Origin of the sequence: Paenibacillus sp. FSL K6-2441 (assembly GCF_037964765.1) — a bacterium.
In the GTDB taxonomy this organism is placed as follows: domain Bacteria; phylum Bacillota; class Bacilli; order Paenibacillales; family Paenibacillaceae; genus Fontibacillus; species Fontibacillus phoenicis.
Genome location: NZ_CP150174.1, coordinates 1,799,830 through 1,825,869 on the forward strand (window position 1 = coordinate 1,799,830; position 26,040 = coordinate 1,825,869).

Genomic DNA, 26,040 nt, shown 5'->3' on the forward strand with positions numbered 1-26,040 from the left:
GATCGTTCACTTGTTTTCTTTATGAAAGAGGTCTCCTAATTTCGGAAGAGGTTACGCAATTTCGGAAAATCGCAGGAAGCGCTTCGGAATGTCGTATAATTTCTAAGAATTGACCATTCCGAAGGAGCGACTGTAGACATGAGACCTACACAGGTGAACGTAAGCGGCGGCATTAAATTGAAATCGCTTCCAGAAGGCGGGCGTGTCATCGAAATCTCCCCCGATGGGGGAAGACTCCATTTTGCCGGCCTGCGGTTCAAGAAAGGCCAGTACCTGGTGATGGAGCTGACGGTTCAATCGATCACGGAGTTTCAAATGGTGCTGGGATTCTCCAAGCGTGACCCCGGTTCGGAGCAGGGTGTGCCGGATTTGTATTGCATGACCGGCTTCTTGCCCCAAATTCGGATTCGTACTTATTTTGATCTCGTACATCTAGATGCCCAAAGCATCTATCTGGAACGAACGCCAGGCAAACTGAAGTCGTTCCTGCAGGGAGCCGCCTTGGAGCCGGAGCAAGCCCAGCATTTCGAGATGATTTTTCTGCCCTTCTATACGAATCGTTCCTTGATCTTGCATGATTTGTATCTGGCGGACGAGAAGCCCGATTGCAGCCTAGGAGCAGAAGTGGAACCGATCGTCGATGAGCTGGGACAGCTGAAGATGAAGGACTGGAGCGGCAAAACGGGTTCGGCGGACGAATTGGTTCAATATTTGCGGAAGGAAGCCGAAGCCGGTCCGGCAGCGGATTTTGGACCGGAATATAGTGTGTACGGAGGGTACAAATCCATTTCCTTTGAACCGACGGGATACTTTCGGGTGGTGCAGCATGACGGCAGATCTTGGCTGGTGGACCCGGACGGGTATGCTTTTTACAGCAAAGGGCTGGATGTAGTCGCTCCCGGGGAAACGGGACGGATCGACGGTATCGAGCCTTGTTTCGAGTGGCTCCCGGATGAGGAGGGGCCTTTCCGCCCTGCGTTCGAAACGAGAGGGGGGCGGAAGGGGGAGCGATATTATAGTTATGCCGTCAGCAATTTGATTCGGGCCTTCGGCGAGAATTATGATGAGGCTTGGAGCCAAATGACCCGCTCCCGGCTAATCGATTGGGGATTTAATACGATCGGAAACTGGTCGGATCTGAACTTTGCCCAATGGGCGAAGCTGCCCTATGTAATCCCGCTGGCCGAGTTTCCGATGACAGAAGTGCCCGTGTACCGGGATTTCCCGGATGTGTTCAGCGAGGAATACCGGGAGGCCTCGGAGCGGTATGCCGCGCAGCTGAAACCGTTTAAGGAAGATCGCTGCCTGATCGGATATTTTATGTCCAACGAACCGCATTGGGCGTTTGGGGACCGGGTGAACCTGGCGCGGGAAATGTTTCGCAGCGCGCATGCTTTTGCCAGCAAGGAGGAGCTGATTCATTACCTTGAGCACAAATATCAAGAAGATCCCCAGGCGCTGAGCGAGGCATGGGCGATGGAGCTCGCCGATTTCGGCGGGGTCCGGCAACTTCATTATGATCAATTTACTGATGCGGCCGATGCGGATCTATTGGAATTTTCCCGCAGGATGGCGCATGAGTTTATTCGAGTTCCAGCTGAAGCTTTAAAGCGGGTAGACCCGAATCATTTGAACCTCGGCATCCGGTACGCCTGGATATCGTCGGAGCTGGTGCTGGAAGGGAGCGAATATTTTGATGTTTATACCTATAACTGCTACAAGTTCAGACCGGATGAGGCGGATATCAGGTACATTTATGAACAGACCGGGAAGCCGGTGATGATCGGGGAGTTCCACTTTGGGGCCCCGGACGTCGGGCTGCTAAGCCCCGGCTTGAAGGGCGTCTATACCCAGGCGGATCGCGGCAAAGCCTACCGGTATTACACGGAGTTTGCGGCGAGTCAGAAGCATTTGGTCGGTACGCATTATTTTATTCTGAATGATCAAGCGACGCTTGGCCGATTCGACGGGGAGAACTACCAAATCGGGATCGTGGATGTCTGCCACCGGCCCTATGAAGCTTTTGTGCAGGAAATCAAGGCCACCCATGAGGGATTGCTGGACGTGCTTCTAGGGAAAAGAGAGCCGTACGATGTTCAGCCAAAAGAGCTGATTATTAAGTAAGCATTGAAAACCCGTACCGAAAAGTACGGGTTTTCATTTTTAGCCGAAAAACGAATACACCGAGACGAAATCTGGAGCATATCCCTACGATCCGATCCCAAGTACAATAGATACAGATAGGTGAAAGTGCTTACATTAATAGACTAGAACAGCTTGGAGGTCAGAGGGGATGGATATGCAGCCGTCGACGCAACCCGCAGCCATGCAAGAGATAGAAACGCCGCCCTCGTCAAGGCGGAAATGGCTGAAGAAACTTTACTCGCAAAGGCATATTCAAATTATGGCTTTGCTCGGCATCGCTTGGATGATCATCTTCAACTATATTCCAATGTACGGTGTCATTATCGCTTTTAAGGACTACGACATTATTCGAACGATTGCAGAAGCTCCATGGGTCGGTTTGGAACATTTCAAAGAGTTTCTGTCCGATGAAAATTTCGGCTATGTGATCAAAAATACGCTGGGGATCAGTTTCCTGAAGCTGCTCACTTTTCCGTTGCCGATTATCTTCGCCTTGTTCCTGAACGAAGTTCGCTCGCTCCGGTACAAGAAAGCGATCCAAACGATCTCCTACCTGCCTCACTTCCTGTCTTGGGTTGTGCTCGGCGGGATCCTGGCAACCTGGTTGTCGGATGTAGGGATTATTAACGAGATCTTTATGGCTTTGCATATTATCGATAAGCCGATCTCCTTCTTGGCGGAGCCGAAGTACTTCTGGACGATCGTCATCACCTCGGATGTCTGGAAGGAGCTGGGATGGTCAGCAATTATCTATTTGGCGGCCATTACGAGCATTTCGCCCGAGATGTACGAAGCGGCAACCATTGACGGAGCTGGGCGTTTTCAGCAAATGTGGTATGTGACGCTTCCAGCTATCAAAGCGACCATCAGTATTTTGTTCATCCTGGCTGTCAGCGGTGTGCTGAACTCCAACTTTGATCAAATTCTGGTGTTGCGTAACTCACTGAACGATAGTGCAAGTAATGTAATCGATTATTATGTCTATTACACGGGGATATCCTCTGGCCGTTATTCGTACTCAACAGCAATCAATTTGTTCAAATCTGTGATTGCACTTGCCCTGCTGCTGATTGCGAACCAAGTAACCAAAAAACTCAACGACACTTCGTTGTTTTAGGCCAAGGGGGACCTGCTTATGTTTTCATTACGCCGCAGAACCAAAGGCGATGTCGTTTTCGATACAGTTAACAATTTGGTCATGCTCGTCGTATGTTTTGTCACGCTATATCCGATTTGGTACGTGTTGGTGAACGCTTTTAACGACGGGAAGGACGCGATGCTTGGCGGCATTTATTGGTGGCCGCGGAAGTTCAGCTTTGAGAACTTCGAAGCGGTCTTTGATAATCCCGGCATCATGACGGCGATGGGACTCACGGTTGCCAAGACCGTCATTGGGGTTATAGCACACGTCTTCTTTACCGCGATGGTCGCGTACGCTTTCTCTCGCAGAGACCTGATTGCAGGAAAGTTCTATATCTTGATGGGAACGATCACGATGATCTTCTCCGGAGGGCTGATTCCAACCTTCCTGCTCATTCGCGATCTGCATATGCTCGATAAGTTTATCGTTTATATCATTCCCGTGTTGTTCAGCTTCTTCGACTTGATCATCTTCATGACCTTCTTCCGGGAGATTCCCGATGGCCTGGAGGAAGCAGCCCGGATCGACGGAGCGAATGATTGGACCGTCTTCCTGCGGGTCGTGCTGCCGGTATCGCTGCCTGTTCTCGCCACCATCGCCTTGTTCCACGGGGTGTATCAGTGGAATGACTATTTTACGGGGATCATCTATGTCAACAACGAGAACCTGCAGCCGATTCAGACATTCCTGTACCGGGTTGTGGCCCAGTCCAGCTCCAATATCATGACGACAGCGGTGCAGGGCAGTGCGATAACCAAAACGGTCACTTCCCAATCGATCAAGTTGGCGACAATGGTCGTGACAACCTTGCCAATCGTATTTGCCTATCCGTTCCTGCAACGCTACTTCGTTAAAGGGATGATGATTGGTTCGATCAAAGGTTAAGAGACCGTCTTTGGCGAATTCGCCATCTCACAGTTGGTAACTCCTCCGTGCCGCATTACGGCGGCTCTGGAGTTGCACATAAATGGAATCACATCAAATGAGAAAAGGGGTAAAAAGCATGGGCATGAAAAGAAAGTCCAAAAAAGTGATGATGCTGCTGATGGCGGCCATCATGGTCCTGTCCCTGGCTGCTTGCGGAGGCAACAGCAATAACAGCAAAGAAAGCGCTAACAACGCTGCTACTAACAGCAACAATACCAGCACGCAGGACACCACCGATCCGGCTGCAACACCATCGGCAGACGAACCGGGATGGAAATCCGATACGTCCCCCATCACCTTCGATTGGTACCTGAACTTTGCTTGGTTCCCGAATAAATGGGGCGTTGATCCAACCTCCCAATACGTCACGAAGAAAACCGGGGTTAACATCAACTTCATCGTCCCTGCCGGGAATGAGAACGAGAAGCTGAACACGCTGATCGCTTCCGGCAAGCTGCCTGATTTCATTACGCTGGGCTGGTGGGAAGACGGCGTGAAGAAAATGATCGAGGGCGGACTTGTGGAGCCACTGAACAAATTGGCTGAACAATACGATCCTTACTTCTTCAAGGTGGCCGACCCGGATAAACTGGGCTGGTACACGCAGCCAGACGGGAACGTATACGGTTATCCGAACTCTTCCTCGTCTCCGAAAGACTATGAGAAATACGGCGACAAATATGTATCCAACCAAACGTTTGTCGTACGTAAAGATATCTATGAAGCGATCGGCAGCCCGGACATGCGGACTCCGGAAGGCTTCATCGCCGCTCTGAAAGCGGCTCAAGAGAAATTCCCTGAAGTGAATGGCCAGCCGCTGATTCCGCTTGGCTTGCATGAGTTCACGGCTTCCGGCAACGACTCCCTGGAAGGATATTTGCAGAACTTCCTGGCGATTCCGAGAGAGAAAGACGGCAAGCTGTACAACCGCGAAACGGATCCGGAATATATTACTTGGTTGAAAACGCTGCGTAAAGCCAACGAAGAAGGCTTGTTGGCGAAGGACATCTTCATCGACAAACGCGCTCAAATGGAAGAAAAAATTGCGCAAGGCCGTTACTTCGCAATGCTGTATCAACGCACCGATTTTGCAGCTCAACAAGGTACCTTGTATCAACAAGATCCAAACAAGATTTACATCGCCGTGGACGGTCCGGCTAACTCCAAACTGGATCCGCCTACATTAAACGGCCCTTCGATCTCCGGCTGGACAGTCACCCTGATCTCTAAGGATGTGAAGGATAAAGCTCGCGCGATCAAATTCCTGACGTACCTGATGAGTGAGGAAGGACAGAAAGACCTGTATCTGGGTGAAAAAGGCGTCAGCTACGATACCATTGACGGGAAAGATCAATTCAAACCGGAAGTCTTCGATCTCATGAACAAGGATCGTTCCGCTTTCGATAAGCAATATGGCTCCTCCTTCACGTTCTGGATGATGCAAGATACGAACATTATCCAACAATGGCAGCCTGAATCGGTAGAACCGTACAAACAATTGGAAGACTGGACTCGCGGTAAAACGATAAGCGTATCCGAGTTCGACCTGCTTGATCCGCTGGCAAACTCGGAAGAAGGCATCATCCTCAGCAAAATCAAGGATCTTCGCGGCAAAACATTGCCGAAGCTGTTGATGGCATCGTCCGAGGCTGAATTCGATAAGATCTGGGCGGATTACATCAAGAAGCAAGAAGATCTGGGGCTTGCCAAAGTCCAAGCGTTCCAGCAAACTAAGTATGAAGAGAACAAGAAAAAACTTGGCATGCAATAATCGTTAATGCCCCAAAAATGCCCGCATTTCGCGGGCTTTTGGGCTTTTATTCAAAGGAGTCGCTCGGCATATGGGAAGAAGCAAACCTTGGACAGCATGGTGGGAGTCATTTAAGTATTGGTTTGGGCGCCGCTCACTTCAGAGCCGCCTGCTCGCTTCGTATATCTTTATCATCTTGGGACCCAGCGCGCTGGTGTCCTATTATTCCTATGGATTGATCAACAATATGTATATCCGGGATGCCGAGGACAAGAACAACTCGTTGCTGGAGATGGAAATCCAGCATATCGAGACGCAGATTGAATCGATGGTACGGGCGGTGCAGGTCGCCTATGATGATATCGAAGTTCGAGATTATCTAGCGAATACCACCGAGCCCGGCACCGAGGAACTGGTGAATTTCAGTAACCACAGCTTTAAAAGCCTAACACGCATTCAATATTACAACCCGAATGTGGAGCATTTGCGCCTGTTCTCAAGCAGCAACGTAACCGAAATTTGGCCGATCTTTTTCCGGGAGAACCGGGTAGCGGATGAGCCGTGGTATCAAGAAGCGAAGGAATTAAAGGGCATGGAGTCTTGGTCGTTTTTGCACAATGATCCAGACATCATGGAACGGTACCAAGGGCAGACCCCCGCCCCAACGCCCAAAGTGTCGCTGCTGCGGGAAATGAGCATTCCGGCAAATCATCATGTCGGAATGGTGCAGGTGGATATGCTGCTCGAAAAGTTCAGTCCAAGAACTTACGCGGCGGCTCCGAATAGTGACTCGCAAATGGTGCTGATGGACAACAAAGCTCAAATATTTACCCGCGCTCAGGGCTCCTATCTCCAAGCGAATCCGGGGTTGGAGCAGGCGATCCGGGAGCGTCTTATGAATTATCAAGAAACGGGCGAATGGAATATTGACTATAAAGAGAACGGAAAATCATTTCTGCTGCTGCACAAGCCCATCGAGCGAATCAACGCGGATTTGGTGAATGTCGTCTCGATGGACGGCGTGTTTAAAGAAATTTCACATATGCGAAATATTTTGATTGGCGCCAATATCGGATTTATTACGTTGGTAACGGTCATTGCTTATATCCTCAATGCGTTTATCCTGAAGAATCTCCGCGTGCTGACCGAAGAGATGAAGAAAGTCCGGCGCGGTGAGGCCTACAGCGGCATCACGATCCGCGGCGGCGGCGAGGTTGGGGAGTTGGCGCATCATTTTTCCAAGCTGATGAACACCATTAATACGCTGGTGGCTCAAGCCGTATACAAAGAAGCGCTCACGAAAGAAGCGGAGCTGCGTACGCTTCACAATCAGATTGATGCCCATTTTTTGTATAATACGTTAGAGAACATTAAAATGCTGGCCGAGATCGAAAATCAAAGACAAATCTCGGATGCGCTGACTTCTCTCGGAGGCATGATGCGGTACAATTTCAAATGGTCCGGGGAGTACGTCAAGCTGCGGGATGAGCTTCGCCACATCGAAAATTATATCGATGTGATGAATATCCGGTTTGATGAACCGATCGAGCTGCGGCTGGATATTCCGAGTGATCTCCTGGATATGGAGATGCTTAAAATGTCGCTTCAACCAATCGTCGAAAATGCGGTGAAGCACGCTTGGGCAGGGGATGAGACGGGGCCGCGGAACATCTCGATTCAGGTGCAGGAATTGCCGCAAAGCGACATCCGAATCGTTGTCACAGACAACGGTAGAGGGGTCGACGAAGCTTCGCTGTCCGAACTGAACCTGGAATTGGATAAGGTGGGGCTTACGGATAAGGTTCCGGGGAATTTTGCGCCGAAGTCGCCAAACCAATACGGGATTGGCCTTCGCAATGTTCAAGAGCGCATTCGGTTATATTATGGTAAACAATACGGCCTGAAGGTTTTCAGCGATCAAGGACAGTACACGGAGGTAGTGATGATTATGCCGAAGGTGCTGTTAACAGGGAGGGGTGGCACAGATGATAAAACTACTGATCGTGGATGACGAGAAAAATATCCGGCTCGGACTAAAAACCATGATTGAACGCGAATTCCCGGACCAATACGAACTGACCACGGCAGCTCAAGGGGCGGAAGCCCTTGAATTGTACCGGGCCCACGGCGCGGACATTATCATAACGGATATTCGGATGCCCGTGATGGATGGGATTGCGCTGATCGAGAATGTGTCAGAAGGACCGCAGCCGGCCGAGCAAGCCGGTCGGCCTCAGATCATTATCCTCAGCGGTTACGAGGACTTTAGATATGCCAAGGCGGCGATCCGGTACCAGGCTGTCGACTATCTGTTGAAGCCGATCCGCCGCGATGAACTGTTTTCCGCGCTGCGCAAATGCCAGGACAATCTGGCGAAGCGCTCCCAATTGGCGGAGCAATTGGCCGCTACGGAGAACTACCGGATGCAGGTTCAGTCCGTTCGCCTGCAGGAGCTTCTGCTGCAACGGGAATTGGCCGCGGAGGATCTTGGCGTCTGGAGTTCCGAAATCGGTTTCGATCAATATACCTTCCCCTTTTCGGTTGCGGCGTTGACGTACAAGAACGTGGACGGAAGCCGGATGAAGAAAGAGGATTTGAAGTCGCTCGCGCAGCATATGTTTGAAAGCGTGGACGGCGTACTTAGCGCTTCCCTGCTGGATCTTGAAGGGCGAATGATCCTTGTCGGGGGGCCGCGCAGCAAGTTTGAGGATTTGTCGCTCCTGGCGGCGGAACGTGAGCTTGACGGGATGTTGATCGGTGTCAGCCAGGAGGGGAGCCGGCTCACGGATCTGCCGTTGTGCTACCACCAGGCGTGCGAATCGCTGAAATACACCTTTATTTATCCGAAGACTCGATTGATCTGGTATGAGGACTTGCAGATGAAGCGGTTGTCTTATCCCGTGCCGAGGGAGGCCATCCGTAAGCTGGGCAATATCCTGGGCACGAACCGGGAGAAGGAGATAGGAGCGCTCCTCCATGAGATTTTTCGGGTTGACCAGTTGCCTGAGATCGATATGTCATACCTGGAAGCGGTCAGCCGGCATATGAATGAGGAGGTGCTGGACGAAGTGTTCCGCGTGTACGGCGAAGCCTCCGTCGACGTGCTGAAGCTGTATCGCAAAGTGGGAGACATGTCGAACTTCTGCCATTTTCACGACTACTTCCGGTCGCTGGAGCAGCTGTTGTCAGACCTCGACGAATACATTAAGGAGATCCGATCCGCTCATAGTGAGCACGGAGATATGAAAGAAGCGGTGGCGTATATCGAGAGCCATTACGACCGGCAACTGAACATGGCGATCGTCAGCAACCATGTATCCCTGAATTACTCCTATTTCAGCGAGGCGTTTAAGGCGTATACTGGCGAAAGCTTTGTGACCTACTTGAAAAAAGTAAGAATCCGCAAAGCGAAGGAACTGCTCGGAAAGGGTTGGCTGAAGCTGTCGGAAATCAGCAATGCCGTCGGGTTCGAGAACACCCGTCATTTCTCCCGCGTCTTCAAAGAACTGGAGGGCGTGTCTCCGCAGGAGTATCGAGACAAGTTAGTGGCCGGCAACGCCCGGTTCGCAGGAGCCGACCTCCCCACGGACGGCGAGTGAAAATCCGATTCATCAGGCTCGTACCTATAGGGTGCGGGCTTTTAATTTTTTGGAGAATGATTAGATTTTAGATGATAGAAATAGACCCTAAGAGCACCGATGTTGTATAATTTATCCAAGTGTGCGATGAAAGCGCTTTATTTCCTTGGCCCAGAAGTCTGCTGCGGAAAAGACCATTTCGGAGGGGATGAAGGGGAAGATGAAACGGATTCCGATGATGCTTCAGTTGGGAATCATCCTGTTCTGCGTCATGGCGGTTCCTGCGATCATTCTGACGTTGTACAGCGGTACGCAGATTTTGCGGTACTCAGAAAAGGCGATTGCAGAATCTTCCCTGGCGGGGCTGGATGCGAACCGAAGGCTCAATGAAACGGCCTTAAATAATCTGGCGCAAGATACGGTCCGTCTGACTGCGAACCGGGTATTTGACCGCATTCGTTCGTTCGAAACTTATGCTCAGCTGCAGGAGAACTATCAACATGTCAGCCAAGCCCTGGTCGTGCTCCGGGAACTGGTGAATTTGAATCATCGGGTGAACGGGGTGTATTCCTCTTATTTCTACCTGAGTGACGCGAATTATGTGATCTCAACCGACAAGGGCATCACAACACTGGACCGCTATGAATCGATAGACTGGCTGGATGAAGCGTTGGCCGGGCGCCGAGGGATTAGCGGCGTATGGTTCCCGCGCAAGCTGGCCACTGGGGAGACCGTTGTATCTTATGTCTTGCCGCTCAGCCGCTTGTCCACGACAACCCGCGGCACCATCGTAGTCAACTTGCGGGAAAGCCAGATTGGGACGTATTTACAGTCCACTGAACCTGGGGAGCAAGGTTATATGCTGCTGGACGCGGACGGGACGATCCTATCGCATAACGATAAGTCACTGCTGCTTACCGATGGGCGCAATCAACCTTATATTCAGAAGATTCTGGAGAGCAAAGCGGAGGAAGGGTATGCCTTCCATGAGCTGGACGGGGAGCGGCTGTTATATACGTGGTCCCATTCCAAGCTGTTTGACTGGTGGAATGTTAACGTCTATTCCATGGACGCGCTGATGACCAAAACGAATAAGCTGCAGCACAATATCGTTTGGCTGACGGCTGTCGTTATATTTGCCGGCTCAGTGCTGACGGTGTTTCTCGCGACTTGGCTGTCCAAGCCGCTGCGCGAATTGGTGAGGACCGTAAGATCCCGCGGCAGCCGGGGGGTATCGGACAAAAATGAACTGGCCTTCCTCAACTCGGTTTTCAACCGGATGCAAGAGGAAGAGGAGCAGCTCTATAAGCTTCTGCGGGAACGGGAGCAGGATGCCCGCAGTCTGGCGGTTCACCGTTTGCTGCGAGGGGAAGAGGTGCAACACGTCGAAGAGATGTTTCCCGAAGCTTATTACCTGGTGGCCGTTCTCTCGATTGACCGGTACCGAAGCTATGTGGACGCGACGAACCCGGAAACCCGCAGCTATCACCGGTATCTGATCGTCACCCATAGCGAAACTGTGTTTCCACCAGGGATATCGGCGCGGTGCGTTTATCAAGGCGAGGGATGCTTCGCCGTGGTGGTCAATTTCGGAGAAGGAGAAGCGGATGGCGGATACGAAGGGATGAAGGAAGCGCTGGGGACGCTTAGCCAGTATGCAGGCAATTTGCTGGGTCATTCCGTGACCGTAGGCGTTAGCAGCCGGACGGAGAGCTGCTCCGAGCTTCAGGATCGGGCAGCGGAGGCGATGGAAGTCATCAAGCAGCGTATGGTGAGCGGTGGCGGCGGGATCTCCTTCTGGAGCGAGGAGGATGAATGTGGGCGCGGCAAGCATTATCTTTATCCCGCGGATAGCGAGAGGCGGATTCTCAATTACTTGGCTGCGGGTGAGCTTGAGCGCCTGATGGAGGAATTAACGGTGATTCGTCAGGAAATTCAATCGTCCCCGTCGATTTCCTACGACAACATCATGTTTATATATCATCAGTTGGTTGGGGTTACGATTAAGCAGCTCCGGGAAAATCAAATCAATCCGACGCGGATTTTTACCGGGCGGGGCAACATCTATTCCTCCATCGCGTCCATGGACACTTTGGATGAGTTGGATGCGTATATGCGCGAGTTCTACCGCGATATTCTCCAGTACCTGGCCCGCAAGCCAGAGAGCGATGCGGGGTATGGGGAACGCATTCTTCGTTACTTGGATTCGCATTATTGCGAAGAAATCGTATTTGAGGAGATGGCCAAAGAGATTGGCATCAGTTATTCCTATATGCGCAAGATCGTTTACGAGATGACGGGGACCAGCTTGATCGATTACATTAACCTGCGGCGCATCGAGAAAGCGAAGGAGCTGCTGTTGGAGTCCGGGATGACCGTGAAGCAGATTGCGGCGGAAGTGGGTTACGGGAACGTCCAGAGCTTTAACCGGTTTTTCCGGAAATATGAAGGGATGCCGCCGAGCGGTTACAAGGCAAGCAAGCTGCGGAGCTCGGGATAGATACGGTGGAGCTGTATTGCTTCGGAGAGAGCCGAGGCATATAGCTCCATTTTTGCTACAACCTATCAAATTTGATCTTTTTGCTGCAGGAAACAAGCGATTTGCAGGCTTTAGAATCAAAAATGAAGCTTAGTATCAAAACTCATGATTTACGGCGGCCGGGCGGGGCGGTATGATTTGACACAAACTCACCATCGCTAAACCGCAAGATGAGATGGAACCGAGTCCGAAACGAGCCAGGCCAGAATGTACGAGGAGGTGAATGTTATGAAATTTGTAAGCGCTTCAAATGTGAAGTCCAAGCCAAAGCTGGACCCTTCGTTAGGTCGGGGGGCCGCATTTTATCTTCGGCGGGACTGGGAGCTTTATGTGCTGCTACTGATTCCGTTGTCCTTTGTATTGCTGTTCAAATACGCACCGATGTCCGGGCTTGTGCTTGCCTTTAAAGACTATAAAATCGCCCGGGGGTTCTGGGGCAGCGAATGGGTGGGCTTTGAAGTGTTTGCCGAGATCTTCGGAAAACACGACTTCGGTCGCGCCGTCCGTAATACGTTATTGCTGAATACGCTGGACCTGGTTTTTAGCTTCACGATTCCCGTGCTTCTTGCCATCCTGCTCAATGAAATTAAGAACGTGAAGTTCAAACGGATTAATCAGACGCTGCTCTATCTGCCGCACTTCCTGTCTTGGATCATTATCGGTGCCATCGCATATCAACTGCTCAGCGAAAGTAACGGCGTCATCAATAATCTGATTGCGATGATGGGCGGTACGCGGATTCCCTTCCTGCAAGAAGATTACAACTGGTTAGTCAGTTATCTGGCCATTGGCGTGTGGCAAAGCATGGGCTGGGGAACGATCATCTATCTGGCCTCCATGAGCGGCATCAACCCCGAGCTGTATGAGGCAGCTACCGTGGACGGCGCCGGAAGGTGGCGGAAAGTATGGAATGTAACGCTGCCTTCGATTCGCCCAACGATCGTGACGCTGCTCATTATGAATTTGGGGCGGGTCATGGAAGGATCTTTTGAACGGATCTTTGCCTTGCAAAATAAAGCGACCACGGAATTCACGACGACGATCCCGGTTCTGGTGTACCGCTGGGGGATTGAGAGCGGGAACTTCAGCCGCGCCACCGCGCTGGGGCTGTTCCAGTCCGTCATTGGACTCGCGCTCGTGCTGATGGCCGATCGGGTCGCCAAGAAGCTTGGCGAAGACGGGTTGCTCTAAGAAAGGAGGCGAACCATGAAAGCATCCGCAAACACGCTGCCGCTGCGCCGCAGCAAACGCTATGATATCTGGGATGTCCTCATCCATCTCGCTATTGTTCTCGCCTCGCTCGTATGCCTGCTGCCGTTTCTCCACGTCGTCGCCAAATCGTTAAGCGATGATGCGTATGTCATTGCAAACAAGGTGTTCTTATGGCCCGAAGGGTTTACCTTGGAGGCGTACCGTAAAATTTTTGCCGACGCCAGCATCCTGCGCTCCTTGTACGTGTCGGTGGTGGTGACGGTGCTGTTTACCCTGCTTGGCATGATCATTACGGTTTGTGCAGCTTATCCCTTATCCCGTAAGCAGTTGAAGGGCCGCACGACGTTGACCTTCCTCTTTATGTTCACCTTGTACTTCAGCGGCGGGATCATTCCCGAATACATGCTGATTAGCAATCTCGGCATGCTGGATACGTGGTCAGCGCTCATTCTGCCCCAGGCGTTCAGCGCCTTTAACCTGCTGATCATGAAGACGGCGATCTCCAGCAGCATTCCGGTCAGTCTGGAGGAATCGGCGCGGATCGACGGTGCGGGGCATTTCCGCATCCTGTGGAGCATCGTGCTCCCGCTCTCCAAGCCGATCCTGGCTACGTTGTCGCTGTTTTACGCGGTTGGCCGCTGGAACGCTTATCAAGACGCTCTCTTTTACATTAAACAACGGGTGGATTTACGGCCATTGCAGCTCAAATTGTATTACCTGGTCATTCAGGCGAGCGAAAGCTTCCAACTGGAAGCCACACAAGTATCGTTAAGCAATCCCGAGGTACTCAAAGCCTCGTGTGTTGTATTCGCTACCCTGCCGATCTTGTTCGTGTATCCATTCATCCAGAAGTATTTCGTCCAGGGGGTCATGCTCGGGGCGGTTAAGGAGTAGCCATCTATTCATTAGGGGGAATCGATATGGGTAAAAGGTTCACTTGGATCTTAAGTTTGGTGATGATCGTTGGTTTATTGTCAGGCTGTATGGGAGGCAGCAGCAAGAGCGCCAATTCGGACAACAACACCACGGAGCCGTCTCCTTCCTCCAACACGAACACCGATGGCAAATATCCCGATTATTCGGCTGGTTTTCCTGAGAGGGTCACGCTTGAGCTTCCTGTTTATGAAAGGGCTTTCGAAGGCTGGAACGTGACCGACAACTACTACACGCGTTGGATTCAACAAGAATTCGGCGATAAGTACAACGTTGACGTGAAATTTATTCCGATCACCCGCAGTAACGAGGTAACGGATTATGAGCAGCTGCTGGCTTCGCATAAGGCGCCGGATATTATTTTCCATTATGATATGCCTCAGGCTCTGGCCTACTACGGGGAAGGCGTGATGCAGGAGCTGGATTGGAACGAAATCGAGCATTATGCGCCTACGTATTGGAAAACGATGGGGGACACCATTCAGCAGTATGGCGTGGTCGATAAGAAAAACGTGTTCTTCTTCGGCGAACGCCCCAGCTTGGACAGCTTCACGACGCTGATCCGTAAGGATTGGGTTGAGAAGGTGGGGATGAAGGTCGAAGATCTGACTTCCCTCGAAAAATATAATGAGCTGCTGGGCAAATGGCGTGATGCAGGCCTTGGCGTCGGCGGCGAAACGTTGAAAAAGAACAACTACACGTTTAACTACGCGTTCCGCGATTGGCCGATCGACGAGAAATACCGTGCTCTTTACTCCGACTTGGGCGTTGCCGATCTGACCACCGCCGATACGGAGCGTTACTTGCGCAACCTGAACTATCAATACAATAACGGCCTGATTGATAAAGAATTTTATCTGCGCGACGACGAGAACAAAGCCAAGGCTGAATTTGTAGCAGGGAAAACCGGTACCTTCAGCTTCTATCTCTCCAGCAACACTGACGTAATCACCTCGACCTTAAAAAATAATCCGGATGCCGAGTTCGCGGTACTGGACCCGCAAGCCGGGGTACCGGAGGGACGGAAGCCGCAGGGACGCGCTTACTGGCCGTTTGGGATGATCATGGGCATCAACTATGAATCCTCTGACATGGAACGCGCCGCGGTGTGGATGTATCTGGAATGGATGAGCCAGCCAGAGAACCTGTTCTTCCTGCAAAACGGTGTTGAGGGCCAAAACTATACGTTGGATGCCGATGGAATCGCGGTGAAAAATCCGGATTTTAAAGGGGAATCCGTCCTCTCGCAAAATAACAACAAAGACTACTGGTGCCTTGTGGTTGAAACGGTGAAATACGATGATCCGGTAAAAATGCGTGAAGCGTACCTCCGCAGCATGTCGCCTCCAGGGTATGAAAATTTGGCGAAGGATTCGTTAGCTTTTTACGACAAGTATGCGGAGTACCGCACACCGGACGCCTTGTTCAGCGTGGTGCTTGAGAAAGTGAATGAATATAAGGCAGATCTGAATTCGCTGTTCCAGGAGCTGTATGTCAAGATTGCGATCGCGCCGGAAAGCGAGTTCGATGCCACCTACGAGGCCGCGAAGAAAACGTACCTTAATGCGGGTTACCAGGAGATTTTGGATGAGAAGCAAGCGGCGATTGATGCCGGGAACTTCAAGTAGGAGTTAGCCGTTCACACGAAGGGAGATGGAAAGATTGAAACTAAAGGCAGCCCCTTCCGAGTTGAAGCAAATTGCCGGGCGCATCGTGGAGTACACCTTCGGGATGGACCTGACCTGGGATTGGCCGTGCGGCGTGGCTTATTACGGGATCAGCCGGGCCTTTGAAGCGACAGGGGAGAAGGCCTATGTGGAGCGAATGGCCCAGTGGTGCGACGAGTACATCGACGCCGGACTTCCGGTGTGGACTGTAAATTCCTGCGCGATGGGGCATATGCTGCTGACGTTATATGAACAAACGAAGGAGCAGAAATATCTCGATCTGATCCTGAGCAAAATCGACTATCTGCAGAACCAAGCTCCCCGTTTCGGGGACCGGGTGCTTCAGCATACGGTATCTGCGGGCAATGATTTTCCGGAGCAATGCTGGGCAGATACGTTGTTTATGGCGGCGTATTTTATGCTGCGTACCGGTATCCTGCTGGGCGAGAAGCCGCTTATCGATGATGCGCTGCATCAGTTCTTCTGGCATATCAATTACTTGCAGGACGAGGACACCGGGCTCTGGTATCATGGGTACAATCACATCGGCAAAGATCATATGTCCGGGATCTACTGGGGGCGCGCCAACGCTTGGGCTGCGTACACGATGTCCCGTGCGGCCAAGATTTTGCCGGAAGCTTATTTGTATCCGCCAATGATGCATATATGGAGCTCTTTGCGCGATCAGCTTGCTGCGTTGAAAAAATTACAGCACGAGGACGGTTTATGGGGCACGGTGCTGGATTACCCGGACGCTTACGGTGAAGTGTCCGCTACGGCGGGCATCGCGGCGGCGATGGTCATCCAGGGCAATCCGCTGCATGCCAAATATGTGCAGAAAGCGTTGGAGGGCGTGCTCAAGAACGTCACCGATCGTGGGCGGGTGCTCAACGTTTCCGGCGGGACCGCAGTGATGAAGGACATCGAAGGATATCTGGGCATCGATAAGAAATGGGCCCAGGGCTGGGGGCAAGGGCTGACGCTGGCCTTGCTGGCGGCTGTTCTCGAAGACGACGGCTTGGATGAGCTTGGTAGAAGTTGATTTTTTGCTAGTCTTAGTATACATTTGTATACATAACAAAAATAACGTATACGAATGTATACAATAAGGAGGAGCCACATGCGAGACGGTAGACACGGACCCGGAGGGCGTTATGAACGCGTTCATCATGAGCATCGGGATGGGCGAGGACACGGTAGAGAGGAGAAGCGAAGATTTCATGAGGAAGCCGAGCCGCAGCTGCGCAGCGCCCAAACCTTTAGGCGCGGCAAGGCGATCGCCTTTCTGGAACGGATGCAAATTAAACGCGAAACCTTGCAGAGGCAGCTAAGTCAGGCGGAATTTGAGGCGATTAAGCCGGTGATTAGCGGAGAGCTGAAAGCGGTTGACGAGTTGATTCAGGAGTTTATCCATCTGTTTGGCCTGCATGAAATGAAGGATGGAACGGATGGCTCCGACGAACAAGCGTAGCTGAAAGGATCGGGTAGCGAGATGTGGAAGGGGCGTACCAGCTTCGTTATTGCCCATCGGTTAAGCACCATTCAGGATGCGGATCTGATCGTTATCATTAACGGCGGGAACGTGGAAAAGTTGCGGTCGTCACAGGTGCAGCATCCGGAATGGGCAAAGCGATCGCGCCAGGCGCGGTACAAACGAACATTGGTTCAACCCTTACGGCGATCAATCCGTTTGGCATGGAGCGGGCGCAAGTCGGAATCGGTGTAAATCCCGGCGCGGGCCAACCTGAGGAAATTGCCAAGGTAGCCTTGTTCCTCGCTTCCGATGATTCGAGCTTCGTTAACGGTACGACGCTTACGGCGGATGCCGGATGGACGGCGTATTAAGCCATTCGCTTACATAGGAATAAAAAAGGGCTTTAGGCCGCAACCTATCGCACATAAGCAGGCCTAACATGAAAGGCAGAAGGAGTGTGCATAGGTGATGGCGAATCCATCCAAAGATACGTCCAAAGCAGCCCGGGAGCAAACCCCGGAAAAGAAGCGGGCAACCCCCGTAAAACGTGCCGAGGATACGGAATTTGCCGATGAATTGACCCAAAGCGATATTCAATCGGCTTTTAAAAATCCGGTCACCGGTGAGGAACGTTTGTACTAGGCGACAATAGATTCTCGACTCAAGGCAGCCCTGTTTTGTTCGGGGCTGTCTTTTGTTTTGAGGGTGTAGATCTGGGCGAGCTTGACTTTTGCTCAGGATATGTATAAAAACAAGAGGGAGAGTTTAAGGTCATTTATTCCATTTGTTCGTTACTTAAGGAGGTACATACCCAATGTCTACGATCGATTTGATCAAAAGCCGGAGAAATATAAAAGCGTTCAAACCCGACCCGATTGATGAGGAAGCACTCATGGGCTGGCTGGAAGCTGCAAGCTACGCGCCAAACCATCGCTTTAACGAGCCGTGGGAGCTATTGCGCGTTGGACCGGAGACGCGAGCGAAGCTGAAGCATAAGAGTGATTTCTGGGGAGCTCCCGTTGTGATCGCGTTGTTGTCCAAGCCGGGAGCCACTCCGCTCGCGCGGGATGAGAATGTGATGGCTGCCGCTTGTTTTGCACAAAACTTTTTGCTGGCTGCTCATGAAGCAGGTGTCGGTACGTTCTGGTCATCCGTCGGAAGTTCGGCGCAAAACCGGGAAGTGCTTGGTGTACCCGAAGGCTACGAGGTCATTGGCGTATTTGGGATCGGGTATCCGGCCGAAATTCCGGAGGCCAAGCCAAGAACACCCATCGCGGAAAAAATCAAGACGCTGCCGTAACCCTTTATAGATGCGTAAATGCCCAAATCCGCCTTTGCTCCAATTGGAGAGGGGCGGCTTTGGGCATTTTTTCATATTGATAAACGCAAAAAAGCGTGCTATATTGGTATAGCATGCGCGCAAATTTAATGTATAAATTTAAATTTTCCCTAATTTTATTCTACAGAAAAAAGAGCGCCGCGTCAACCCCCATTTTTACAAAAAGGAGTGCTGGTTATGGAGAAGGAGCTTCACCAAGAGCTGGAGCGGGAGCAGGAACGGTTGGACCGTGTCATGGAAGTCCTCGCAGAGAGCATTGGCGAACTGGAGGAGGATACCTCACGCCGCAGAAAGGAGGTTGTCGAGTTCCGCAAGCATTTCTGGGAGGACGTCACGGTGAACGTGGATAATTTCGACGATTTTCTGGAAACGGTGATCAGCTTGCGCCAGCAGGCCGAAGTATTGTCATTAAGCCAAAGCAGCCATCGCCAAGCCTCCAAACGCCGGGCGGCGCTGCTGCGGATGCAGGAGAACCCCTACTTCGGACGGATCGATTTTGCGGAGGAAGGGGAGCCGGAGACGGAACGGGTCTATATTGGCGTATCTTCTTTAATGGATCCAAGCGGGGAGAAGTTTCTAATCTACGATTGGCGGGCTCCCATCTCCAGCGTGTATTACGATTACGGGCCGGGTCCAGCCCAGTATAATACGCCCGGCGGGACGATCCGCGGGGAACTGAAGCGGAAATGGCAGTATCTCATTCGCCGCGGACGGATTGAATCGATGTTTGACACCTCGCTGACGATTGGGGACGAGGTGCTGCAGCAGGTGCTCGGGCGTACGGCCAATACGCAGATGCGCAGCATCGTGGCTACGATCCAGCAGGAGCAGAACCGGATCATCCGGCATGATCAAGGCCGGTTGCTGATCGTGCAAGGCGCCGCCGGCAGCGGGAAAACGTCCGCGGCTTTGCAGCGGATCGCGTATTTGCTGTACAAATACCGCGACCGGATGACGGCCGATCAGATCGTGTTATTTTCACCCAATGCGATGTTTCAGACTTACGTATCCGGCGTGCTTCCCGAGCTTGGAGAGGAAAATATGCAGCAGGTGACGTTCCAGGAATACCTGGATCACCGGCTTAGCAAGATGTTCGAGGTCGAGGATGCTTACGCGCAGTTGGAATACGTGCTGACGGCGAAGGAGGATCCGGATTACCAGGCGCGATTGGCCGCGATCCGGTTAAAGGCGTCGGTGTCCTTTTTCGAGGCGATTCAGGCTTACCGGTCGTCCTTGGAGCAAGGCGGCATGAAGTTCCAGCCGATCCAATTCCGCGGGGAGACCTTGGTGTCGGCGGAAGAAATGGCAGAGCGTTTTTACGGCGGGGAGGAGTCCCTGAGAATGTCCGGGCGGATCGAACGGCTGACGACATGGTTGAATGAACGTATAGGCGAGATCGAGAAGCAGGAGCGCCGCAAGCCCTGGGTGCAGGACGCGATTGAGCTGCTCAGTAACGAACAATACGAACGGGCCTATGAGCGGATTCGGAAAAAATACGGCTTAACCGTGGATTCCGACGAGGAGATCGATGGCGAACGCTTGGTGAGGGAGCTTGCACGTATGGTCGTGCGCAGAAAGCTGAAGCCGATCCGAGAACAGATCCGGGAACTGCGGTTTATCGATCTGACCGGGGTGTATAAGCAGCTCTTTGAAGATCCAACTCATTCCGGTGCTTGGCTGGAGACGGAGACGCCGGAGGTTCGAGATGCCTGGTCGGAGATCTGCCGCATCACATTTCAGAGCCTCGATAAGGGCAAGTTGTTTTATGAGGATACGACACCATTTTTGCTACTGCATGAGCTGATTCTTGGGTTCCAGGCGAACGTATCCATCCGCCATGTCTTGATTGATGAGGCCCAGGATTACTCCCTGCTTCAGTTTGAGTTTATCAAAAGGCTGTTTCCGGCCGCGAAACTGACGGTACTCGGCGATTTTCATCAGGCGATCTTTGCTCATGCCGCTGAAACGGCGGATTTCCAGGGATTGCTGCGTCTCTATGGGCCAGAGCAAACGGAGACGATCCAGTTGCGGCGAAGCTATCGGTCGACCCGGCCGATCGTCGAGTTTACGCGGAGCTTAATCCCCGGCGGCGAACACATTGAACCGTTTGACCGAAACGGAGAGCTGCCGGTGCTGACGCAGGTGGCTGATTCGGATGAGTTGCACCGACGTATTGAAGCCAGAGTCGCTGAATTGAAAGAGCAAGGGGCAGCTACGATCGCGATCATCTGCCGGTCGGCAGCGGAGAGTGCAGCCGCTTATGAGGACTTGCGGGGAGACCGAATCGCCGAGCTCAAGCTGGTCACCCGTGATTCAGTCGAATACAAGCAAGGCGTGGTGGTCATCCCTGCTTATTTAGCCAAAGGCATCGAGTTCGACGCGGTGATCCTTTACGATGCTTCGGCAAGCTCTTATGGAGAGGAAAACGTGCGGAGATTGTTTTATACGGCGTGCACCCGGGCAATGCATCATTTGCAGTTGTTTAGTGTAGGTGCAGCAAGTCCGTTTATGGAGCCGGCGATTACCCAGGGGCTTGTGTTGGTTGAGCCGTAAGGCGGGAGAAGCCAAGGATGAATTAGGCGTGATCCCATTGACATCTCGTTATAGGAGGAATATATTGGAAGTAGTAAGTGATAAGTAGTAAGTAGTAAGTGAATGGTCAAATCTCGGAACTTTGAAATGTGGTTCGTGTTGGTGGATCTCATCGATTCCTGAACGAGAGGGGAGTTTAGCGATGGCAGAGTCGAAGGAGCTTACTTTGGTCCAGCGTTTCTCGATGATTGCGCTGAATGCACAGCGAAGCAACATGATGACAACCGTGAAGAAAATCTCGCTCCGTGCGATGGCGGCAGCGGTCATCCTGGAGGTGCACTTGGAAGGCGGCATCGCCGCTGCGAATGGCAACATCGAGGATGCACCCGTGCCGGGGAAGGACAATTTGCACGTAGACTTGGCTTACCGGGAATTGATTTTGCAGTCCGTTCGATCGAAAGCGCGTGGACGTCAACTTCCGCTCACGTGGTGGTTGAAGCGAGCCTCTTCGCTGCCTAAGCGGACCATGTCCCGTTTGGAGCTTGTCATGGCCAAGACCCTTTCCGATCAAGGAAGGTTGGAGGAGATCCCGGATTTGCTCGGGTGTGATATGTTTTACGAGTCGGCAGGCGTTTCGGTGAAAGAATACCGCTGTCCGATTCATGAATATACGAGGATTACAGAGGAGTTTCGGGCAGAGATTCTGGAGGAGGGGCCCATCAGCGACGATGCGGTTTGCCTGTTGTGGCTGCTGCGCGAAAGCGGCTGTTTGCCGGATCTCTTTTCGCGGAATGAGCTGGATCTTGTGGCGTTAAGAATTAACGAGTTGAACGCAAACTCTTCGCTGGCCCAAACCATCTTACCGCTTCAAATCTACCGGGGATGGGAATTAGGAATAAAACATGCTTTGCGGATAAAAAGAAGCTTTATTCGCACGACGGCCGGCACCGGCTTGCTGTTTCTGTTTCCGTTGCTGGATCGCTCGCAAGCGGTTTTTATTGAGACGGAGGCCTGGTTCTCCGACTCCAAGCACCGGCTGGAAGCCGTCAGAAAGCGGCTTGAGTCGCAAGGCCATATATTTACCGTGCTGAAGGACGGGGAGATTCCGATGATCAAAATCAACAATCTGGTGTATGAAGCGGTCCCGCATTTTGTGACGGTGCGCATTCCGATTCAAGGGGTGCGGCTGATTCCGAAACGCCCGATCTAAAGGAGTTCTGCCCCATGTCCAGACAACGATCCATGGAAGTCATTCAAGCTTCGGAATTCGTCACGATTGGCGAACTGGCTCGATTGACGGCAACCCGCTACAGCACGTTGAAGTTCTACACAGAGGAAGGGATGCTGCCGTTCGAGCAAGCCGAAGAGAATTTGACGCGTCGATACCGGCGGGAAGAGACGGTAGAGCGGATCCTTCGGATCAAGCAACTGCGTTCCGAGGGGATGTCCATCCCGGAGGTCAAGGCGAAGCTGATGACGGAATCTTAGAAGCATATGATAAGAATGACCCTGCGAATGGCGGGGTTTTCTTTTTTCAGATATCAGAAAGTATACACTTCGGGGCATTGGCATCCTGATATCGCAAGAAAAACTTCCGATCAACGCGGTCTGTCTACTTTGAATGTACGTCGATAAACGTTTTTCTTATAACAGAATCGTTGCTATCGCCCCCTCAGGATCGGTTGTATAATTATGGAAGACTCCAGCCTCTACAGGAATTTCAGAGAATCCTATTATGAGAAAGGGGGATGCTGCGGAATGAAGCGCGGTCTTCAGGTGACCAAATCATTAACTTCTTTCCCGCCAGCCCTAGATATGAAATCTAGATCCGAATTAGTGAATGAATTGGGCATTGCGAAATATGACCTGAGTCAATTCATCGTATGATCGATGTTAAGGGGGAATTTACATGCGAAGAAACGTAGATGAGAAGCTTCGGATTGAACTATTCGAGCTTAGTCATTCCGAAGCTTTGTTTAAGCTCATTCAATCGAACCGGGATCATTTTGGCAAGTGGCTTGAATTCCCTCATCACACCCATACCGTTAACGATACCAGAGCGTTCATTGCTAGAACGATACAGAAACAGGCCTCTGGGAATGGAGGTTGGTGCGGCATCTGGCAGGAGCACCAATTAATCGGAGCCATTGGGTTAGTACAAATCAACCGGAAGGATCAAACAACCGAAATCGGGTATTACCTCGCGCAGGAATATGAAGGGAAAGGAATTATCATCCGATCGTGCCGTGAAGTCATAAAGTATATATTTGAAGAGTTGGCACTTCATCGAATCGAGCTTCGAGTTCACCCCGACAATGCAAGAAGTCGAAAAATCCCGGAAAGACTCGGATTTGTTCAGGAAGGGATTTTGCGTCAAGCGGAATGGTTCATTGACCGTTACATCGATAAAGTGATTTACGGGCTCTTAAAAGAGGAGTGGAATCCAGGCATATGATGATCAGAGCGGAAGAACCTAGAGATGTCCAAACGAATTGAACGGATTCAGGGGGACCTCCACTATCCAAAGGCCTTTTTTGAGAAATGAGCCAGGAGGAAGTGTTGTTCGCAGAATGAATGATTTTGAGCGTGTATATGAGATCATGTCCGCATCCTTTCCGGAGATCGAATATCGAACCAAATCCGGGCAAATGGAGTTGTTGTGGCATCCGGAATATCGGCTGATCACCGAGTCGGATGAGAAGGGACAGATTATCGCTTTTTTGGCGGCTTGGGAATTTCCGACCTTTCGATTTATTGAGCATCTTGCCGTAGATCCCTCTGTGAGAGGAGGGGGAATTGGGAAAAGGTTGGTAGATACATTTTTGAAGTCTTCTGACAAACTGACCATATTAGAGGTGGAACTTCCGGAAAATAACGTCTCCTGCAGACGGATCCGGTTTTACGAACGGCTTGGCTTCCATCTCAACGATTACAGCTATGTCCAGCCGCCGCTGCGGTCCGGTGGAGCCGAGCTTCCTCTGAAAATTATGAGTTACCCGAAACCTCTCACTCAAGAGGAGTTCCTCGCGTGCAGAGCGCTTATTTATAGCAAAGTATATCGCGTGCCTGAGGCGTAACATGGGCCATCCTGCGAAATAACAACAACGGAGGGATGAGATGAAACGTTTTTATCTAATTAGGCATTGCAAAGCGAATGGGCAGGAGCCCTCGGCGGAACTCACAGAAGAGGGACGTCAGCAAGCGGAGCAACTGGCTGATGTTTTGTATGACAGACCGATTGACCGCATCGTTACCAGCCCTTATCTTCGAGCCGTTTCCACGATCCAACCGTTAGCAGAACGATTGGGCTTACCTATCTATCAGGATGATCGGCTCTGTGAGCGAGTTTTGGCTTCTCATGAATTGCCGGACTGGATGGATCATTTAAGTAAATCGTTTGACGATCTCGATTTGAAGCTGCCCGGAGGGGAATCTTCACGTGAGGCGATGAACCGGGGAGTCTCTGCCATCAAGGACCTGATTCAACGGCCAGAGGAGAATATGGCTGTCGTTACCCACGGGAATTTGATGTCCTTAATCTTGAAACACTATACTGGTTCATTTGGGTTCAAGGCATGGAGCCGGCTGACGAATCCAGATGTGTACCTGCTTGAATTCTCTAGCAGCGGGGGGACGGATATCCAACGTTTCTGGATCTAGACTGACAACGAAGCGAAGGAGGTGTAAGCCTTGTCTGGACACGAAGAAATGTTAAACGGTGGAAACGTCAATCAGGTCGTGAAAGTAGGGGGAACAGTTCGGAAAGCGAATTAAAAGAAGGCCTGATCTATTTTACTTTGAGGAGAAGAACCTTTTAAGCATATACCCGAAACCAAGGCGTCTCTAGAAAACGGGTAGAGGCGGGAGAAGCTTGGGCCAAATCGCTGGGTTGTAAGGAGATCGGCTCGGATACGGAGCAGGACAATCGCGGGAGTCAAGCGTTTCATCAACGCATTGGATTTAGGGAAGCTGGCAGAATCGTGGCGTTTATTAAAGCCATTGATTGACCTCGAAAGGAAAGGATGAATTAATATGTCCCATCTCATCGGAAAGCAAGTGGTTTTTAGACAATATCGTGATTCGGACTTGGACTATAGCATTTTCATGAGTGTATTAAAAAGCGAGTTTGAGCAGCACTCATGAATCGCTTTGTAATTATGACGGTCGGAATGACGCATAGCGGAAAAACGACATTTGCCGCGGAGCTGGAAATCGCCATGGAGCCTGATGCAGTCGTCATTGATCAGGATAATCATGCAGCATTTATTAACGCCCATTATCGGAAGCTGCGACCCTCAGAAGGGCCAAACACGTTAAAATTCTCCATCACTAACACGATTGTGACGTATGCGGTAGATCATAGTTCCATGCACATCATTTTAAGCAATTCGAATCTGCATGAACCCTCGCGAAGGGATGTGCTTCGCTTTTTTCAGGAGAAGGGGTTTAAGCGTATTCTGGTTTACTTTGATCTGCCCTTGAACTTGTTAGAGGAACGAATCAATAGGACGCAGAGAAATAAAACGATCTTTCGCAGTGCATCTAGTTTTCAGGAAGTCTTAGATCGACAAAGAGGCTTAAAACTGGATCGACCGACTCCAGAAGAAGCGGATTATTTCTTTGTCATCAAGGATCCGTGCGACATCCCTGCAATCATTGCGCAGATCAAGAAACTCATTACATTGAACGAAGTGAGTTTGCCCAAAAAGCTATAGCCCAAAAGTACAGGAGGGGATCGGCAACGGCCGGTTTCCTCCTGTTCCGATTTTTTTGGGGCGATATAAGGTCGTTGTCTGGAATTCC

21 protein-coding genes and 2 pseudogenes are annotated in these 26,040 nt (G+C 51.3%); all 23 read left to right on the forward strand.

Features of this window, described 5'->3' with window-relative positions; genetic code table 11:
- The first annotated feature begins 138 nt into the window (after nt 1-138).
- The 23 genes and pseudogenes from NSQ80_RS08030 to NSQ80_RS08140 all read left to right on the forward strand — a co-directional run bounded on the left by NSQ80_RS08030 (nt 139) and on the right by NSQ80_RS08140 (nt 25,952).
- Nucleotides 139-2,124: a hypothetical protein gene (locus NSQ80_RS08030; RefSeq protein ID WP_323076334.1), complete on the forward strand. Its 1,986-nt coding sequence runs from the start codon at nt 139-141 to the stop codon at nt 2,122-2,124.
- 175 nt (nt 2,125-2,299) lie between these two features.
- A complete protein-coding gene (locus NSQ80_RS08035; protein WP_323079055.1) occupies nt 2,300-3,262 on the forward strand; it encodes an ABC transporter permease subunit in 963 nt (320 codons plus the stop codon).
- 18 nt (nt 3,263-3,280) lie between these two features.
- A complete protein-coding gene (locus tag NSQ80_RS08040) occupies nt 3,281-4,171 on the forward strand; it encodes a carbohydrate ABC transporter permease (RefSeq protein WP_339302016.1) in 891 nt (296 codons plus the stop codon).
- Nucleotides 4,172-4,289: 118 nt separating this feature from the next.
- Entirely contained in the window at nt 4,290-5,984 is a 1,695-nt protein-coding gene (locus tag NSQ80_RS08045; protein ID WP_323076336.1) for an extracellular solute-binding protein, read from the forward strand.
- A 70-nt stretch (nt 5,985-6,054) separates the two neighbouring features.
- Complete coding sequence (locus tag NSQ80_RS08050; RefSeq protein WP_339302017.1) at nt 6,055-7,974, forward strand: sensor histidine kinase; 1,920 nt, start codon at nt 6,055-6,057, stop codon at nt 7,972-7,974.
- Nucleotides 7,949-9,562: a response regulator gene (locus NSQ80_RS08055; protein WP_339302018.1), complete on the forward strand. Its 1,614-nt coding sequence runs from the start codon at nt 7,949-7,951 to the stop codon at nt 9,560-9,562. The genes NSQ80_RS08050 and NSQ80_RS08055 overlap by 26 nt, the downstream gene beginning before the upstream one ends.
- A gap of 199 nt (nt 9,563-9,761) precedes the next feature.
- Nucleotides 9,762-12,041 (forward strand): helix-turn-helix domain-containing protein, encoded by a 2,280-nt coding sequence (locus NSQ80_RS08060; protein WP_339302019.1) that lies wholly within the window; start codon nt 9,762-9,764, stop codon nt 12,039-12,041.
- Between the two features lie 267 nt (nt 12,042-12,308).
- Nucleotides 12,309-13,271: an ABC transporter permease subunit gene (locus tag NSQ80_RS08065; RefSeq protein WP_085278313.1), complete on the forward strand. Its 963-nt coding sequence runs from the start codon at nt 12,309-12,311 to the stop codon at nt 13,269-13,271.
- Between the two features lie 15 nt (nt 13,272-13,286).
- Complete coding sequence (locus tag NSQ80_RS08070; RefSeq protein ID WP_085278312.1) at nt 13,287-14,186, forward strand: carbohydrate ABC transporter permease; 900 nt, start codon at nt 13,287-13,289, stop codon at nt 14,184-14,186.
- Nucleotides 14,187-14,212: 26 nt separating this feature from the next.
- On the forward strand, nt 14,213-15,853 hold the full coding sequence (locus NSQ80_RS08075; RefSeq protein ID WP_339302020.1) for an ABC transporter substrate-binding protein: 1,641 nt from the start codon (nt 14,213-14,215) through the stop codon (nt 15,851-15,853).
- Between the two features lie 25 nt (nt 15,854-15,878).
- A complete protein-coding gene (locus NSQ80_RS08080; RefSeq protein ID WP_323076346.1) occupies nt 15,879-16,934 on the forward strand; it encodes a glycoside hydrolase family 88 protein in 1,056 nt (351 codons plus the stop codon).
- 78 nt (nt 16,935-17,012) lie between these two features.
- Nucleotides 17,013-17,363 carry a hypothetical protein gene (locus NSQ80_RS08085; RefSeq protein WP_260071295.1) on the forward strand — a complete coding sequence of 117 codons (351 nt, stop codon included), beginning with the start codon at nt 17,013-17,015 and terminating at the stop codon, nt 17,361-17,363.
- A gap of 158 nt (nt 17,364-17,521) precedes the next feature.
- A pseudogene (locus tag NSQ80_RS08090) lies at nt 17,522-17,737 on the forward strand (SDR family oxidoreductase); the annotation flags it as partial.
- Between the two features lie 97 nt (nt 17,738-17,834).
- Nucleotides 17,835-18,008 carry a hypothetical protein gene (locus NSQ80_RS08095; RefSeq protein ID WP_260071294.1) on the forward strand — a complete coding sequence of 58 codons (174 nt, stop codon included), beginning with the start codon at nt 17,835-17,837 and terminating at the stop codon, nt 18,006-18,008.
- 172 nt (nt 18,009-18,180) lie between these two features.
- A complete protein-coding gene (locus NSQ80_RS08100; protein WP_260071293.1) occupies nt 18,181-18,666 on the forward strand; it encodes a nitroreductase in 486 nt (161 codons plus the stop codon).
- Nucleotides 18,667-18,882: 216 nt separating this feature from the next.
- Complete coding sequence (helD, locus tag NSQ80_RS08105; RefSeq protein WP_339302021.1) at nt 18,883-21,258, forward strand: RNA polymerase recycling motor HelD; 2,376 nt, start codon at nt 18,883-18,885, stop codon at nt 21,256-21,258.
- A 181-nt stretch (nt 21,259-21,439) separates the two neighbouring features.
- Nucleotides 21,440-22,447 carry a GPP34 family phosphoprotein gene (locus NSQ80_RS08110; protein WP_339302022.1) on the forward strand — a complete coding sequence of 336 codons (1,008 nt, stop codon included), beginning with the start codon at nt 21,440-21,442 and terminating at the stop codon, nt 22,445-22,447.
- A 14-nt stretch (nt 22,448-22,461) separates the two neighbouring features.
- Complete coding sequence (locus tag NSQ80_RS08115; RefSeq protein ID WP_339302023.1) at nt 22,462-22,725, forward strand: helix-turn-helix domain-containing protein; 264 nt, start codon at nt 22,462-22,464, stop codon at nt 22,723-22,725.
- 421 nt (nt 22,726-23,146) lie between these two features.
- Nucleotides 23,147-23,692, forward strand: coding sequence for a GNAT family protein (locus tag NSQ80_RS08120; RefSeq protein ID WP_260071289.1), 546 nt, complete (start codon nt 23,147-23,149; stop codon nt 23,690-23,692).
- Nucleotides 23,693-23,807: 115 nt separating this feature from the next.
- A complete protein-coding gene (locus NSQ80_RS08125) occupies nt 23,808-24,314 on the forward strand; it encodes a GNAT family N-acetyltransferase (RefSeq protein WP_260071288.1) in 507 nt (168 codons plus the stop codon).
- Nucleotides 24,315-24,354: 40 nt separating this feature from the next.
- Nucleotides 24,355-24,897: a histidine phosphatase family protein gene (locus NSQ80_RS08130; RefSeq protein WP_260071287.1), complete on the forward strand. Its 543-nt coding sequence runs from the start codon at nt 24,355-24,357 to the stop codon at nt 24,895-24,897.
- Between the two features lie 179 nt (nt 24,898-25,076).
- Nucleotides 25,077-25,244 (forward strand): annotated as a pseudogene (locus tag NSQ80_RS08135) (GNAT family N-acetyltransferase); the annotation flags it as partial.
- A 132-nt stretch (nt 25,245-25,376) separates the two neighbouring features.
- Nucleotides 25,377-25,952 (forward strand): ATP-binding protein, encoded by a 576-nt coding sequence (locus tag NSQ80_RS08140; protein WP_339302024.1) that lies wholly within the window; start codon nt 25,377-25,379, stop codon nt 25,950-25,952.
- The last annotated feature ends 88 nt before the right edge of the window (nt 25,953-26,040 follow it).